11 protein-coding genes are annotated in these 15,627 nt (G+C 74.2%); 4 read left to right on the top strand and 7 right to left on the bottom strand.

Annotated features, from left to right (window positions below; translation table 11 throughout):
* Positions 1 to 99: 99 nt before the first annotated feature.
* Complete coding sequence (locus ABZ945_RS02035) at positions 100 to 702, bottom strand: LuxR C-terminal-related transcriptional regulator (protein ID WP_361262915.1); 603 nt, start codon at positions 700 to 702, stop codon at positions 100 to 102.
* A 514-nt stretch (positions 703 to 1,216) separates the two neighbouring features.
* On the opposite strand from ABZ945_RS02035, the gene ABZ945_RS02040 reads away from it, so the two are divergent.
* Positions 1,217 to 4,000 carry an AAA family ATPase gene (locus ABZ945_RS02040; protein ID WP_361262368.1) on the top strand — a complete coding sequence of 928 codons (2,784 nt, stop codon included), beginning with the start codon at positions 1,217 to 1,219 and terminating at the stop codon, positions 3,998 to 4,000.
* Positions 4,001 to 4,039: 39 nt separating this feature from the next.
* Here ABZ945_RS02040 and ABZ945_RS02045 read toward each other — a convergent pair whose 3' ends face one another.
* Complete coding sequence (locus tag ABZ945_RS02045) at positions 4,040 to 5,539, bottom strand: DUF2079 domain-containing protein (RefSeq protein WP_361262371.1); 1,500 nt, start codon at positions 5,537 to 5,539, stop codon at positions 4,040 to 4,042.
* A 448-nt stretch (positions 5,540 to 5,987) separates the two neighbouring features.
* Between ABZ945_RS02045 and mfd the strand changes: the two genes are divergently transcribed.
* Complete coding sequence (mfd, locus tag ABZ945_RS02050) at positions 5,988 to 9,518, top strand: transcription-repair coupling factor (RefSeq protein WP_361262374.1); 3,531 nt, start codon at positions 5,988 to 5,990, stop codon at positions 9,516 to 9,518.
* A gap of 50 nt (positions 9,519 to 9,568) precedes the next feature.
* Here the strand turns inward: mfd and ABZ945_RS02055 are convergent, their stop codons facing one another.
* The 4 genes from ABZ945_RS02055 to ABZ945_RS02070 form a co-directional block, all read right to left on the bottom strand.
* Complete coding sequence (locus tag ABZ945_RS02055; RefSeq protein ID WP_361262377.1) at positions 9,569 to 10,048, bottom strand: 2'-5' RNA ligase family protein; 480 nt, start codon at positions 10,046 to 10,048, stop codon at positions 9,569 to 9,571.
* A gap of 147 nt (positions 10,049 to 10,195) precedes the next feature.
* Positions 10,196 to 10,498: a tail fiber domain-containing protein gene (locus ABZ945_RS02060; RefSeq protein ID WP_361262380.1), complete on the bottom strand. Its 303-nt coding sequence runs from the start codon at positions 10,496 to 10,498 to the stop codon at positions 10,196 to 10,198.
* A 116-nt stretch (positions 10,499 to 10,614) separates the two neighbouring features.
* The gene (locus ABZ945_RS02065; RefSeq protein WP_361262382.1) at positions 10,615 to 11,049 is read right to left on the bottom strand and encodes a hypothetical protein; all 435 of its coding nucleotides are present in this window, start codon (positions 11,047 to 11,049) and stop codon (positions 10,615 to 10,617) included.
* Positions 11,050 to 11,227: 178 nt separating this feature from the next.
* Positions 11,228 to 12,475 carry a hypothetical protein gene (locus ABZ945_RS02070; protein WP_361262385.1) on the bottom strand — a complete coding sequence of 416 codons (1,248 nt, stop codon included), beginning with the start codon at positions 12,473 to 12,475 and terminating at the stop codon, positions 11,228 to 11,230.
* A 376-nt stretch (positions 12,476 to 12,851) separates the two neighbouring features.
* Here ABZ945_RS02070 and ABZ945_RS02075 point away from each other — a divergent pair, with 376 nt between their 5' ends.
* Positions 12,852 to 13,211: a hypothetical protein gene (locus ABZ945_RS02075; RefSeq protein ID WP_361262388.1), complete on the top strand. Its 360-nt coding sequence runs from the start codon at positions 12,852 to 12,854 to the stop codon at positions 13,209 to 13,211.
* A gap of 369 nt (positions 13,212 to 13,580) precedes the next feature.
* Positions 13,581 to 14,054 (top strand): subtilase-type protease inhibitor, encoded by a 474-nt coding sequence (locus tag ABZ945_RS02080; protein ID WP_361262391.1) that lies wholly within the window; start codon positions 13,581 to 13,583, stop codon positions 14,052 to 14,054.
* 119 nt (positions 14,055 to 14,173) lie between these two features.
* On the opposite strand, the gene ABZ945_RS02085 is transcribed toward ABZ945_RS02080, so the two are convergent.
* Positions 14,174 to 15,586 carry an LAETG motif-containing sortase-dependent surface protein gene (locus tag ABZ945_RS02085; protein ID WP_361262394.1) on the bottom strand — a complete coding sequence of 471 codons (1,413 nt, stop codon included), beginning with the start codon at positions 15,584 to 15,586 and terminating at the stop codon, positions 14,174 to 14,176.
* Between the last annotated feature and the right edge of the window lie 41 nt (positions 15,587 to 15,627).

Consider the following 15,627-nt stretch of genomic DNA (forward strand, 5'->3'; position numbering starts at 1 on the left):
TCCCCGCCCCCGAACGCTCGCCGCGGCTGAGCGGTTCCGGGCCCCCGATCAGACGGTCGAAGTCATCGCTGCCCCTTCGGCCACCCGCCGCCCGCACGGTCAGATGTAACCCTCCCGCAGCGCGTGGGCCACGGCGTGGGCGCGGTTGCGCAGATGGAGCCGGGTGGTCAGCCCGTGCAGCACGTTCTTGACGGTCCGTTCGGAGTACGAGAGCCGCCCGGCGATCTCCCCGGTGTCGAAGCCCTCGGCCACCAGCCGCAGCACGTCCACCTCGCGGGGCACCAGCCCGGGCGAGGCGGAGCCGGTGCGGCCCGCGGCGCCCCGGTGCAGGGTGCCCACCTGGCTGATGAGCCGCCCCAGCAGGTCGGCCGGCAGGTCCCCGTCTCCCCGGGAGGCGGCCAGTACCGCCTGCACCAGCCGGTGCGCGGTGGCCTCGTGCCGCCACACGATGGCGCCGACGCCGCACTCCACGATGTCCAGCAGCTCGTTCTCCCGGATGGAGCCGACCACCAGCACGGCCCGCGCGCCCTCGCCGCGCGCGATCCGGCGCAGCCGGGCGAGCGCCGCGTCGTCGAGGGAGTCCTCCACGAGCAGCGCCACCGTGCCCGGGCCGGGCTCCTCGCGCAGGTCGATCTCCGGATGGCGGCGCAACTGGCTGACCGCGCCCTCGCGGCTGAGCGGGTCCGAGGCGGTCACGGCCACCGGGACGCGCGGGGCGCCACCGGAGCCGGGAGCCGAACGGAGCGCGCCGGTGCCCGGCCCGGAACCGGAGCCAGGGGCCGAACGGAGCGTGCCGGCGGGCGGGACGGTGGTCCGGGGTGCGGCGAGCAAACGTTTCCCCCTGTTCAGGAGCCCGCCGTCCGGCTCGGTCCGGCGGCGGTGGAACGCTTCCCACAGTTCTCGGGCCGCCACGGAAGCGCAATCGTGGAGGACCACGAGACACACCACGAGTCCGGCGCGAGGCCCGCCGTGAAGGACCCACCGGGCACAGATCGCCGCAGGCCGGGCAGGGGCGAACGGGGCCGAAAAGGCACCCCGGAGACGGTCAGGGGCGGGTGTGGACCCGGGCCGCACCCGCCAAGGGAAACCGGCGCGCCGGTGAGCCGCCCACAACTGAACGTGGGTCATGTCACTTCACCAACACGGCCGAACGCCCATCTCCCAGAGGGGAGCACCACGGGGGAGCACCTACCGGGCCATGGGGAGGGAGACACCGGTGACTGTGACCGCGACCGTGAAGCTCCGGGAGCGCGACGAGGCCCTGGCCCTGGTCGCGGCCGAGGCCGCGCGCGCCCGGGCCGGCAGCGGCGGCCTCGTCCTGATCCGCGGCGCCACCGGCACCGGCCGCACCGCCGTGCTGGAGGCCGCCGCGCGCCACGCCGCCGACCGGGGCCTGCGGGTGCTGCGGGCCCGCTGCTCGCCCGAGGACGCCTCGGTGCCCTTCGCCACCGTGCTCCATCTGCTCAGTGCCGTACCGGAGTTCGCGGATCTGGCGCCCGACGGCGACGACCGGGCCAGCGCCGCCCGGCTGTGGCGGCTGCTGCGCTCGTACGCGGCTGAGGCACCGCTGCTGCTGGCGGTGGACGACGTCCACCTCGCCGACGGGGCCTCCCGCCGCTGGCTGGCCGAGGCGGCCCGGCGGGTGGAGGGGTTACCCGCACTGCTGCTGGCCACCGAGCGCAGCCAGTACGACGTCGAGCCGGGCCCCGCCGGACTGGCCCAGCCGCTACCCCCGTCCCTGGTGCGCACCCGCACCCTCGCCCCGCTCGGCGACCAGGCGGCGGCCGGGCTGGTCCGGGCCGCCTTCCCGGCCGCCGGCGAGCGATGGACGGCCTGGTGCGTACGGGCCGCCGCGGGCAGCCCCGCGCTGCTGCGCGCCCTCCTGGACGACCTCGGCGGCACCCTGGCCGCGGGCGGCGTCCCCGAGCTGCCCGAGACCTGCGCCGCGCTGTACCCGGGCTCCTACCCGGCGGCCGTGTCCTGGTGGCTGGAGAACGCCGGTCCGGCCACCGCCGACGCGGCCCGCTGCCTGGCCGCGCTGGAGGAGGCGTGGCCGCCCGGCCCGACCGGTGACCCGGTGGAGCTGATCGCCACGGCGGTCGGCACCGACCCGGCCCGTACCGCCGGCTGGCTCGCCGCCATGGTCCGGCTCGGGGTGCTGCGCCCCGACACCGACGGCCGCCCCCGCTACACCCACCCGCTGCTGCGCGACGCCGTGCTCACCGGCTGGCCCCGCCCGCGCCGGGAGGCGGCGCACCGGGCGGCGGCGGAGGTGATGCTGCACCGGGGCGACCGGGTCGAGGCGGTCGCCCGCCAGCTGCTGCGGGCACCGGCCGTCGGGCTGCCCTGGGCACTGCGGGTGCTGCGGGACGCGGTGACGGTCGCCGTGCACGGCGACCGGCCCGACGCCGCCGCCGGCTACCTCCGCCGGGCACTGGACGAACCGCTGGCCGACGGCCTGCGGCAGCGCCTGCTGACCGAGCTCGGCTCCCTGGAGTACGCCTCCGCCGACGCCCCGGCGGCCATCGCCCGGCTGGCCGAGGCGCAGCACCTGCCGGCCCCGCCCCGCAACCGGGTGCGCTCCGCCGTGGCGCTGGGCACCGCCCTGGCCGCCCGCGGCGAGATCCGCACCGCCCTGGAGGTACTGGGCCGCGCCGAGGGCCGGATGGCCGGGCATCCTGAGCTGGCCCGCACCGTGCGGACCGCCACCGCTTTACTGTCCGACTCCGACCCGGCGGCCCGGGAGGCGGTCTACCGCCGGCTGCGCGAGACCGGGACGCACTCCCCGGAGGCGCTCGGCACCGCGGGCCAGGCCCTGCTCATCCGGCACGCGGCCACCGCCGGGCTGCTCTCCGCCCGGGAGGCCATGCGCCGGATGCGGGAGCTGCTCGCCCAGCCCGCCGACCCGCTGGCCGAGCCGTTCCTGCTGGGCACGGCCGCGGCGGTGGCCCAGTGGGCGGACGAACTGGACGAGGCCGACCGGCTGGTGGAGAGCGGACTGGCCGGGCAGCACCCCTCCCTCCTCCATCCGATGCACCTCGCCCTGCTGGACACCCGCGCCGACATCGCCGCCGCCCGCGGCGACCACACCACCCTGCTCGCCCACCTCACCGGCGCCCCCGCCCCCGACTTCACTGCTCGCCCGTCCAACCGGGACGCCCACGCGCTGGTGGCGCTCGTACACACCGGCCGACTCGACGAGGCGCGGCGGTTCGCCGACCGCTTCGACCTGCGGGAAGCCCCCGAGGGCTGGCACCTGAACCGCTTCCTCTACGCCCGCGGGGTGCTGCGGACCGCCATCGGGGACCCGGCGGGCGCGCTCCACGACTTCCTGGAGTGCGGCCGGCGCCAGTCCGCCCGCGAGGTGGTCAGCCCGGTGGTCACCCCTTGGCGCACGGCCGCCGCGGAGTGCCGGCTGGCCCTGGGCGGCGGCCGGGAGGCGCTCGCCCTGGTCGACGAGGAGCTACGGCTCGCCCGGGTGTGGGACACCCCGCGTACGGTGGGCCGCGCCCTGCGCGTCCTGGGCACCGCCACCGGCGGGCGCCGCGGTCTCGCCCTGGCCGAGCAGGCCGTCCGCACCCTGCGGGCGGCGCCCGACGCCGCCGCCCCGGAGCTGGCCTGGGCCCTGCTCGCCCAAGGCCGCCAGCTGATCACCGCCGGGGAGCGCGGCCGGGCCCGGGGTTGTCTTCGCGAGGCGGCCGAGCTGGCCGAGCGCACGGGGTCCCGGTGGCTGCTCGACCAGACCGGCCAGGCGCTGCGCGAGGGCGGCGCCCGTGCCCCGGCGGCGGCCCGTACCGGTTCCGGTTCGCTGACCGGCAGCGAGCGGCGGATCGCCCGGCTGGCGGCGGACGGCCGCACCAACACCGAGATCGCCAGGTTGCTGCACCTGGCCCGCCGCACCGTGGAGACCCATCTGACCAGCACCTACCGCAAGCTGGGCATCCGCCGCCGTACGGAGTTGGCGGGCGCCCTGGCCGACGGCGGCCATCCGGGCCGGTAACCGCCAAGGAACCGACGAACCGACGAAACCGGGGAAACCTCACCCGCTCCGCTTCAGCACCAGATAGTCGCCGCCCTCGCCATGGAGGTAGTAACGGGCCTTGGGATGCAGCCGGCGGGCGTACGCATAGGGGTCGCGCACCCAGCCGGAGCCGTTGTTCAGGGCGATGTAGTCGGGGGTGACCCCGCGCGAGTCGCCCACCCACAGCACCCGGCAGCGCCCGGCCAGTCTGCTGATCGGGCCCACATTGGCCTCCACGGTCGCCCCGTCCGGGATGCGGTCCAGGATCCGTTCGGCCGCCGCCGCCTTCTCCGGCTTGCGCCAGGCCGCGGACTCGGTGAGGGCGCCCAGCGGCAGCGACGGGGTCAGCGCCAGGGCGGCCGCCGCCGCGCAGGCCGGCAGCCCGTCGGCGTACCGCCGCAGCCAGGGCCGCGGGCTGCGGCGCGTGATGTCCGCCGCGTCGGCGAGCGCCAGCAGCAGCACCGGCATCAGTACGGCGCTGTAGTGCCAGTCCGTGGACCAGTAGTGGTCGTCACCGGAGAGGAAGCGCCAGCCGACCGTGGGGGCGGCGACCAGCAGCAGCGGGGAGCGCAGCGCCAGCAGCCCGGTCGTCGGCAGCAGCAGCCACAGCAGGGTGCGCACCTTGGTCTCTGCGCCCGCGAGCGGGGTGGGCCCGCCGTCCACCTTGGTCCAGTAGTCGTAGCCGCCCGCGGTGTTGAAGGCCGGGATCAGCACGGTGAAGGTCAGCAGCGCGGCGAGTGCCCCGAACGCGGCCACCCCCAGCGCCCACCACACCGCCCGGCGCGAGTCCCGCCGGGCCCGCCAGGCGGTGACCAGCGCGATCGCGCTGAGCGTGACCCCGAGGTCCTCCTTCACCAGCACCAGCGGCAACGCCCACAGCAGGGCGGCCCGCCAGCGCCGGGCGAGCAGCGCCTCCAGCGAGAAGGCGATGAGCGGGACGGCGAAGCAGATCTCGTGGAAGTCGAAGTCCACCGCCCGCTGCATGCCCCAGGAGAGCCCGAAGGCCACCCCCACCGCCAGCCCCTTGCCCCGCCCCAGCAGCCGCCCGGCCGCCCGGGTCACCGGGACCGCGGCCAGCGCGAACAGCGCCGCCTGCACCACCAGCAGCGTCACCGGAGTCGGGAAGACGCGATAGACGGGCGCGATCAGCGCGGTGACCGGACTGAAATGGTCACCGAGGACATTGACACCCGGCCCCTTCAGATCGGCGACCGGCGCCCCCAGCCAGGCGTAGCCGCGGATCGCCTGCTCGAAGATCCCCAGGTCCCAGGAGCGGGTCTCCATCCGGTGGTAGCGCAGTACGGAGAGGGCGGTGTACGCGGCGAAGAGCAGCAGCGCCAGCAGCCAGGGAGCGCGCTCCACCCAGTCCACCCCGACCCGCCGGGCCCCGGGATCCGCCCTCACCGCCCCGGGATCCGCCGTCGCCGCCGTCACCGCCCCGGGTATCGGTACCGGCGCCTCCGGCTCCCCGGTTCCGGCCCCGCGCGCCGCGGGGGCGGCGACGGTGTCTCCGCGCATGGGTGGTCGGCTCCTTCGCTTGCTGCTGCTGTGCGCCCCGGTCCTATGGCGCCGAAGCCGTATACGCCCCCCGGGCCTCGCACGGTTGACCTATTACGGCACAAGTGTCCGGGAACACGTTCATCCGGACGACCACCGGGGTCGGCCCCCGCGCCCAGCCCCGAGGCCCGGGGCCTCCCGACGGGCGCCCGGTTTCGGCCGCCGCGCCACAGGCGTGCCCGGGCCCGGGGCCTCCCGGCGGGCGTCCGATTTCGGACGCGGCTGTCACAGGCACGTCGTACGCTGGGAACCCCCGGCCCGTGTGACGTGTCGGGCCTTCCGCGTTGCCCCCGCCCCCCGTATCGCCCCCACATCCGCCCTCGTACTTCCCCCCGGTACCGCCCCCATATCCGCCCTTCGTGTTTCCCGCCCCGTATATCACCCCGTATCTCCCCGGATGGACGCCTCCATGAGCTTGCACGGTCTGCTCGACGCCGTCGTCAAGGACACCGCCCTCGCCGACGCGGTCAAGGCCGCCGCCGACGGCCGCCGGCCCCAGGTGGACCTGGTCGGACCGCCGGCCGCCCGGCCGTTCGCGATCGCCGCGCTGGCCCGGGACGCCGGCCGCCCGGTGCTGGCGGTCACCGCGACCGGGCGCGAGGCGGAGGACCTGGCGGCGGCCCTGCGCACACTGCTCGATCCGGACGGGGTCGCCGAGTTCCCGTCCTGGGAGACGCTGCCGCACGAGCGGCTCTCCCCGCGCTCGGACACCGTGGGCCGCCGCCTCGCCGTACTGCGGCGCCTGGCCCACCCGTCCGCCGACGACCCGGCCACCGGCCCGGTCTCGGTGGTCGTCGCCCCCATCCGCTCCGTGCTCCAGCCGCAGGTCAAGGGGCTGGGCGAGCTGGAGCCGGTGGCCCTGCGCACCGGGCAGCAGGCCGACCTGGAGCAGATCGTCCAGGGGCTGGCCGCGGCCGCCTACGCCCGGGTCGAGCTGGTCGAGAAGCGCGGCGAGTTCGCCGTACGCGGCGGCATCCTGGACGTCTTCCCGCCCACCGAGGAGCACCCCCTGCGGGTGGAGTTCTGGGGTGACGACGTCGAGGAGATCCGGTACTTCAAGGTGGCCGACCAGCGGTCCCTGGAGGTGGCCGAGCACGGGCTGTGGGCGCCGCCCTGCCGTGAGCTGCTGCTCACCGACGAGGTACGGGGCCGGGCCGCCGCGCTCGCCGAGGCGCACCCGGAGCTGGGCGAGCTGCTGAACAAGATCGCCGAGGGCATCGCGGTGGAGGGCATGGAGTCCCTGGCCCCGGTGCTGGTGGACGAGATGGAGCTGCTGCTCGACGTGCTGCCGGCCGGCTCCATGGCGGTGGTCTGCGACCCGGAGCGGGTACGCACCCGGGCGGCCGACCTGGTGGCCACCAGCCAGGAGTTCCTGGCCGCCTCCTGGGCGGCCACCGCCGGCGGGGGAGAGGCCCCCATCGACGTGGGCGCGGCCTCCCTCCGCGGTATCGCCGACGTCCGGGACCGGGCCCGTGAGCTGGGCATGATGTGGTGGTCGGTGTCACCCTTCGCCGCCGACGCCGAGCTGGACGAGGACACCGTCACCCTCGGGATGCGCGCCCCGGAGACCTACCGGGGCGACACCGCCCGGGCGCTCGCCGACACCAAGGGCTGGCTGGCCGACGGCTGGCGGACGGTCTTCGTCACCGAGGCGCACGGCCCCGCCTCCCGTACCGTCGAGGTCCTGGGCGGCGAGGGCATCCCCGCCCGCCTGGACCGCGACCTGGCCGCCATCTCCCCCTCCCTCGTCCATGTCTCCTGCGGCTCCATCGACCACGGCTTCGTCGACCCCGCCCTGAAGCTCGCCGTCCTCACCGAGACCGACCTCTCCGGCCAGAAGGCGGCCGGCAAGGACGGCGGCCGGATGCCGGCCCGCCGCCGAAAGACCATCGACCCGCTCACCCTCGAAGCCGGCGACTACATCGTCCACGAGCAGCACGGCGTGGGCCGCTACATCGAGATGGTGCAGCGCACCGTGCAGGGCGCCACCCGCGAGTATCTGCTGGTCGAGTACGCCCCGGCCAAACGCGGCCAGCCCGGCGACCGGCTGTACATCCCCACCGACCAGCTGGAGCAGGTCACCAAGTACGTAGGCGGCGAGGCACCGACCCTGCACCGGCTGGGCGGCGCGGACTGGACCAAGACCAAGGCCCGGGCCAAGAAGGCGGTCAAGGAGATCGCCGCCGACCTGATCAAGCTCTACAGCGCCCGGATGGCGGCCCCCGGCCACGCCTTCGCCCCGGACACCCCCTGGCAGCGGGAGCTGGAGGACGCCTTCCCGTACGCGGAGACCCCCGACCAGCTGTCCACCATCGCCGAGGTGAAGGAGGACATGGAGAAGACGGTCCCGATGGACCGGCTGATCTGCGGCGACGTCGGCTACGGCAAGACCGAGATCGCCGTACGGGCCGCGTTCAAGGCGGTGCAAGACGGCAAGCAGGTCGCCGTCCTCGTCCCCACCACCCTCCTCGTCCAGCAGCACTTCGGCACCTTCTCCGAGCGGTACTCGCAGTTCCCGGTCAACGTCCGGGCGCTCTCCCGCTTCCAGACCGACACCGAGGCGAAGGCCACCCTCGAAGGGCTGCGGGACGGCTCCGTCGACCTCGTCATCGGCACCCACCGCCTCTTCTCCTCCGAGACCAAGTTCAAGGACCTGGGCCTGGTCATCGTGGACGAGGAGCAGCGCTTCGGTGTCGAGCACAAGGAGCAGCTGAAGAAGCTGCGGGCCAATGTGGACGTGCTCACCATGTCCGCCACCCCCATCCCCCGGACCCTGGAGATGGCGGTCACCGGCATCCGCGAGATGTCCACCATCACCACCCCGCCCGAGGAGCGGCACCCGGTCCTGACCTTCGTCGGCCCCTACGAGGAGAAGCAGATCGGCGCCGCGCTGCGCCGCGAACTGCTCCGCGAGGGCCAGGTGTTCTACATCCACAACCGCGTCGAGTCCATCGACCGGGCCGCCGCCCGCCTCCGCGAGATCGTCCCCGAGGCGCGGATCGCCACCGCCCACGGCCAGATGTCCGAACAGGCCCTGGAACAGGTCGTCGTCGACTTCTGGGAGAAGCGCTACGACGTCCTGGTCTCCACCACGATCGTGGAGTCCGGCATCGACATCTCCAACGCCAACACCCTGATCGTGGAGCGCGGCGACAACTTCGGCCTCTCCCAGCTGCACCAGCTGCGCGGCCGGGTCGGCCGGGGCCGGGAGCGCGGCTACGCCTACTTCCTCTACCCGCCGGAGAAGCCGCTCACCGAGACCGCCCACGAGCGGCTGGCCACCATCGCCCAGCACACCGAGATGGGCGCCGGTATGTACGTGGCGATGAAGGACCTGGAGATCCGCGGCGCGGGCAACCTCCTCGGCGGCGAGCAGTCCGGCCATATCGCGGGCGTCGGCTTCGACCTCTACGTCCGCATGGTCGGCGAAGCCGTAGCCGACTACCGCGCCTCCCTGGACGGCGGCGTCGAAGAAGAAGCCCCCCTCGAAGTCAAGATCGAACTCCCCGTCGACGCGCACGTCCCGCACGACTACGCCCCCGGCGAGCGGCTGCGCCTCCAGGCCTACCGCTCCATCGCCTCCGCCACCACCGAGGCGGACATCAAGGCGGTACGCGAGGAGCTGACCGACCGCTACGGCAAGCTGCCCGAACCCGTCGAAAACCTCCTCCTGGTCGCCGGCCTCCGCATGCTGGCCCGCGCCTGCGGCGTCGGCGAGATCGTCCTCCAGGGCCCCAACATCCGCTTCGGCCCCGTCGAACTCCGCGAATCCCAGGAGCTGCGCCTCAAGCGCCTCTACCCCCGTACCGTCATCAAGGCCCCCACCAAGCAGATCCTGGTCCCCCGCCCCACCTCCGGCAAGATCGGCGGCAAGCCCGTCGTCGGCCGCGAACTCCTCGCCTGGACGGGGGAGTTTCTCACCTCGATCCTCGGTTCCTGACGGTACGGATACGGGGCCGGGGCCACGCGCCCCGGCCCTCCCTCCCGCCCTCACCCCAGCCGGAACACCGCCCGCTCATGCCACCGGGTGCCGTCCGACACCATCAGCTGCAACTCCTCCACCCGCGCCGCGAACGGCAGCCCCGCCCCCAACTCGCCCTCCACCGCCGCATACACCTCCGACGACTGCCCGGACGCCACCGTCAGATGCGGCACCACCTCGGCGAACCGCCCCTCATACGGCGGCGCCTCCGGCCACCGCCCGCTGATCGCCTCAGTGAGCGCCCGCAGCGGCTCAGCAGGCTCCGGCGCCAACCACAGCGCATCCGGAAACCGGCCGAACCCCCCGAACACGACCTCAAAACCCTCATGCCTTGACACCAGTGCCCGCAGCGCGTCCAGCGTCCCCGCCCCGATCCGCTCCACCGGCAGAAACGGATACAGCACGGTGACATGAGCCGGCAGCCCGGCCCTCGCCGGCTCGTCAAACCGCATCCGCTGCCCACCCACCACCGCATCGGCCACCGGCATGGGCCAGTACACCCTTCGAACGTCAGCCCTTCACCGCTCCCTGCGGGCGGGACGCGCGTATCGACCCAAGACAGCAGCTCCCAGGAGCGGGTGTGGGCGGTGGCCGCACAGCCACCGCCCACACCGTCGGCGTCGGCCCGGTGCCGGTCAGGCCCCGGGCACACCACGTTCATCCTGAGCCGCCTGGGCCCGCAGCACCGCGACTTCCTCCCTCAGTTGGGTCAGTTCCCGGTGCAGTGCCTGGATGGCGACGAGAGCGACCCCGTTGGCGTCGGTGCAGCAGATCGTCCGGTCACCTTCGCCGACTTCGAACGCCTGCCACCAGTCCTGTGCCATGGGACCCAGGTGTCGTACATGGGGCGGGTCCCAGTGGTAGCGCCAGGTGCTGATGGGCAGGTTCACCACCTGCTCCAGCACCCGGTAGCCGTTGACCGGCTCGGTGCCGTGCACGGCGCCACTGACGGCCGTGGACGCCAGACCGGCTGCCGACCCGCCCCGCTCGCGCAGCCGCCTGACCCCGGCGGGCACCCATACACGGGCCAGTGCACTCCGCTGACGCCAGCCCTTCACCGCTCCCAGACCACCGCCGTCACCGCCGTCTTCAGCGCCCGGTCAGACGCCACTTCACTTCCCTGGTTGGCGACGTCTCCAACAGCACCCTGGTTGTCGTTGGCTCCCGAGAGGCCATCGGTGTTGGAAGGGCTTGGGACGACGCTACAGCTGATGCCGCTGTTGCCGGCCGCGGCGTTGGTCACGTTGGTGGGCAGGAGGAGGGCAGGGCCGGTGAGGACGCCGCTGCCGGTGGTGGTGGTGTTGGTGGCCTGGTTCGCCCCGTGGACGACGGCGGTGTTGCCGATCTGGCTGTTGCCGATCCCGATGACGTCGGCCTGCGCCGCCTGCACCGGGCCGAGGACGACTCCGGCCGCCCCGGCCGCGGCGGCAACCACCACGGCCCGCTTGCGGACACCCGCCCGCGGAAGACTCCACATAGCCATAGACATGCCTCTTTCTCCGTCATGGCGGCGGCCGGTAGGGCGCCGCCCGGCCCGCACTTCGGACCTGGGGGCCGGCCATCGGCTAACGCCTCCCCTCACCAGCGGGACACGAGGCGTGGGGCCGAAGTACCCGATCGGGGGGCGTCGTCCGCCAACTCCCGTCCGCGGGTTGGCGCCGGGGCACTCAGGACCGCGTCGCCGTGGCATCGGCCGGAGCGGGAGCGGGGCTGGGAACGGTGGGGTGGGGGGTGAGGAGAAGGTCTTCGTAGGTGTGGTGGTGGCGGTGGGTGACGCGGTGGTGGAGGAGGTGGGCTGCCTGCTCCAGTTGGCCGGTGTCGATGAGGGCGCGGGCCAGGGTGTCCTGGATGATCTCGCGTTCCACCCGCACCCCGCCGATGCGTTCGGCTTCCCGGCCCAGGGGGGTCAGCAGGTCCACAGCCTTGCCGGGCCGGCCGTCGGTCATATGGGCGAGGGCCTGGACGACGGGGTGGAGGACCTGGTGGTAGTCCGGGCGCGGATCCGTCCCGGCGCGGTCGGCCATGGCCTGGAGGCCGTCGGTGTCGGCGGCCACGGCCAGGGCGAGGGCGAGTTGGAAGGTGTGGAAGACCTCCGCCCAGCCCCCTTCCTCCGCGATCAGCTGGTGGACGTGGTCCAGGTCGCTGGTACGGGCCGGGGCCTGCCCGGCCAGCAGCAGGCGCCAGTTGGTCGCCGCCCGCATGCCCACATCCCCCCGGTGCAACTCGGCATCCGCCCGCCGTCGGGCCGCCTCCAGGTTCCCGCCCGCCAGGTCCTGCAACGCGGCATGCCACTGCAGATGCCGCCGCTGGCCGGCGTGCGGGTCGGCGTCGAGCCAGCCGTCGATGAAGCTGGTGTAGCCGGGGCCGGTGCCCTGCTCGTGCTCGGCGTGCGCGCGGGCGTGCACGGCCGTACCGGAACGCGGTTGGAGGCGCAGCGCGTGCTCGGCCAGGTGCCAGGCCCGCTCCACCTCGCCCCGCTCGGCCAGCGCGGCCGCCGCCCAGGACGCCCACGGCCAGGACTCCTCGCCCGCCGCCTCGTACTGGGCCAAGGTCAGCTGCCGGCCGTGGTCGCGGTAGGCCAGGTCCCCGCACAGCGAGAACGCCGACATCAGCGGACCGGCCAGCACATCGGCGGGATGCTGGGCCAGGTGCACCACCAGGTGGTTGGCCGTGGCCCGGTGCTGGTTGTGCGCCGCCAGCCACAGCGCATGGATCAACGACGCCGCGTGCCCATCCCCATCCCGTACAGCCGCTGCGTGCGCCGCCTGCACATGGGCACGGACCTGCTGGTGCCCCAGCGTCTCGGCATCCGCGTACGCCCACAACGCCACCGCCAACGCCCCATCCGGCTCCGCCCGCGCCCACGCCCGCAACCCTGGCAGCGCCTGGCCGGTCATCGCCAGCCACTGCCCCACCGCACCCCTACCCGCCCCCAACACCCTCGCCTGCTCCGCCCGCACCACCACAACCCCACATCCCTTCGGCACCCGGCAACGCCCCCCGGCCATGCCCGGGAAGCCCAGGCGAGAGCAACAGCCCCCGCCCTGCCCCGACCAACGAACAGCCACCAGCCCAGTCACCACCCAGCCAGCAACCCGCCAGGGGTTTCCCAGGCCCCACAGAACCCCATAGAAGCGGAAGGACCACTGCCCTCCCGAACCGGTGCTTCACCCCCGTGCCCCGTGTCCGGCTCGCGAGGGGAGGCGTTAGCCGATGGCCGGCTCCGGGTCCGAGAGCGGGCCGGGCGGCGCCTTGTCGGCAGCCGCACATGACAGCGAAAGAGGCATGTCCATGGGTATGTGGAGTCTTCCGCGGGCGGGTGTGCGCAAGCGGGCCGTGGTGGTTGCCGCCGCGGCCGGGGCGGCCGGAGTCGTCCTCGGCCCGGTGCAGGCGGCGCAGGCCGACGTCATCGGGATCGGCAACAGCCAGATCGGCAACACCGCCGTCGTCCACGGGGCGAACCAGGCCACCAACACCACCACCACCGGCAGCGGCGTCCTCACCGGCCCCACCCTCCTCCTGCCCACCAACATCACCACGGCCACCGCCGGCAACAGCGGCATCAGCTGCGAGGGTGCCGGCGGTGGTGGCGGCGGTCTCGCCGGGGGCGGCGGTGGTGCCGCTGGCCAGATCGGCAACGGCCTCGTCTGACCGGGGTGTTGCAGATAGCGGCGACGGTGGTGATTTGGAGGTGAAGGGCTGACCTCTGAAAGGCATGCTGGGCTGTGTAAGTGCCGCTGGAGTTGGACAGCCGGGCGGGTCGGCGGCCGCTCTAGCGCCCACGGCCGTCAGCGGCGCAGTGCACGGCACAGAGCCGGTCAACTGCCGGGGGCACAGCTCCATTGCGCCGCCTTAGTGCGACAACCCGACTGGATGACTTACGCCAATCAGGGTTGTCTGGGCCGCATTCGGCGGACGCGCGGCCCGCTACGCGAGGACACTCGGCGATGCCTGCCGCCCTGCCCGACATGGACGGCGGCGGGCTCCCCCGTGTTCGGTCCGCCAGGAGGAACGAGTCCCGTGAAGTCCCGTATCACCGCCGTCGCCGGCGCGCTGACCCTCGTCGCCATCACCGCCGCCGCGGCAGGGGCCGCCGCCCCGGAGCAGGCCCCGGCCACCGCCCGCTCGCTCCACGCGCCCGCCGCCCCGGCACAGGCCCCGGCCGCCCGCTCGCTCTACGCGCCCTCCGCGCTGGTGCTGACGCTCAACGACGGCCCCTCCGCCAAGGCCTCCGCGCCGGACCGAGCCGTCACCCTGTCCTGCGCCTACGCCCCCGGCGGCACCCATCCGCGGCCTGCCGCCGCCTGCGACGCGCTCCAGGAGGCGGACGGCCGGCTCTCCCGGCTCCACGACACCGGCACCTCCTGCACCCTCGACCTGCGCCCCGTCACCGTCACCCTGCAAGGGGTCTGGCAGGGCCGGCGCGTTGACGAGGCGCGCTCCTTCTCCAACGACTGCGTACGAGGCGCCTTCGGGCCCCTGACCACCTTCTGACACCCCCACCGCTCCCCACCTACGGCCGTACGGGGCCGGGGGCTCCCTTCCGAGAGTCCCCGGCCCCGTGGCCCTGCCCGGGCACCGGGGCGTGGGGGTCGGGCGGTACCCGGGGGGTCTCAGGCGCGCCGGCGCCCCCCGCGGCGGCGCATGGCGAACAGGCACAGCGCGCCCACCGCGGCCAGCAGGGCGCCGACGCCCGCGATCACCGGAGTCGCCGAGCTGCCTCCCGTAGCCGCCAGGTCCTTCTTCCCGCTGCCGCCCATCTCCGTGTGGTCGGCCGGGGCGGGGGAGGGGGAGCCGGAGGAGCCTCCGGGCGCGGCGGCCGCGTCGGACTCCTCACCGTGCTCCGTGGCGGGCCCGCCGGCCTCCTTCACCGGCTGCGGGGCGGGCGTGTCGGTGCCCTGCGGCTTGTCGGACGGCCCGTCCGTCGCGGACGCGGGCACCCCGCCGAGGCTCACCGACACCGTGGCGGAGCCGCCGCCGGACTTCACCACCTTCACCCCCACCTTGTTCGCCGCGTCCGTCAGCGAGGTGATCGCCTCCGCGTCGCCCTTGCCCTCCCCGGGCGTCGGGTCGAGCAGCCGGGAGTTGTTGTAGTCGCCCTCCGGCACCAGATAGGCGTGCACCCCCTCCACGTCGGCGTCCAGGTTGCCGTCCTCGTCATCGGCGTAGCCGGCGTCCTCGTGGCGGTACTCCACCACCAGCCGGTCCTTGCCGCCGTCGCCCAGCGGGATGTCCAGCGCCCGGACCCCGCCCGCCGCACCGCCGTACAGCGGCTTGAGCGTGAAGGTGGCGGACTTCTCCACGGTGACGGCCTGGCCACCGGGCAGCCAGCCCTTGCTGATCAGCTCCGGGGCGACGAAGCCGACGCCGGTGCCGCCCCCGCCCATCGGGGTCCGGCCGCTGTGCCCCTCCGCGGTGGTGCAGCGGCTGAGGTCGCCGCCCGGGCACTCATCGCGCTTGTGGTGGTTGAAGCCCTGGTTGTGGCCGAACTCGTGGACCATGGCCGTCTTGCCGATCTTGCCCTTGCCGACCTGGAGCCAGGTGTTCGGGCCGGGCATGGAGCCGAGCCCGAGCCAGCCGCACTCACTGCCCTCGCCGGGCTGGAGGACGGAGATGGAGTCGTAGTCCTCCTTCTCGACGTACCCGGCCGCCGCCGCGGCCTCCCGGGCGGCCTTGTTGACCGCCCCGGCGTCGCACGGCTTCTGCGGCAGATCCAGCGTGTACGGCCCGACGACCTTCTCCTCCGCGGCCGGGACATAGGTGAAGGCGCCCTGCGACACCTTGGTGTAGTAGCCGGCGATCGACTGCGGCCCGTCGAAGTACTCCTTCGCGGCGTCCTGCCGAAGCGCCTCCGCGTCGACGTGCTGGGCGTCCTTGAACTCCGCTATGACCACCAGCACCCGGTTCCTGACCGGGGCCGGGCCGTCCTCTGCGGCCTGGGCGGCGGGTGCGGCCACGGCGCCGGCGGCGAGCACGGCGGTGGTGGCCGCCGCGGCGGCGAGACCCGTACGGGCGCGCTTGTGCATGGGGGGTCCTTCGGGATCGGTGGATCAGTGGGGCGTTACGG

Source organism: Streptomyces sp. NPDC046887, from assembly GCF_040644755.1.
Classification (GTDB): Bacteria; Actinomycetota; Actinomycetes; order Streptomycetales; family Streptomycetaceae; genus Streptomyces; species Streptomyces lichenis.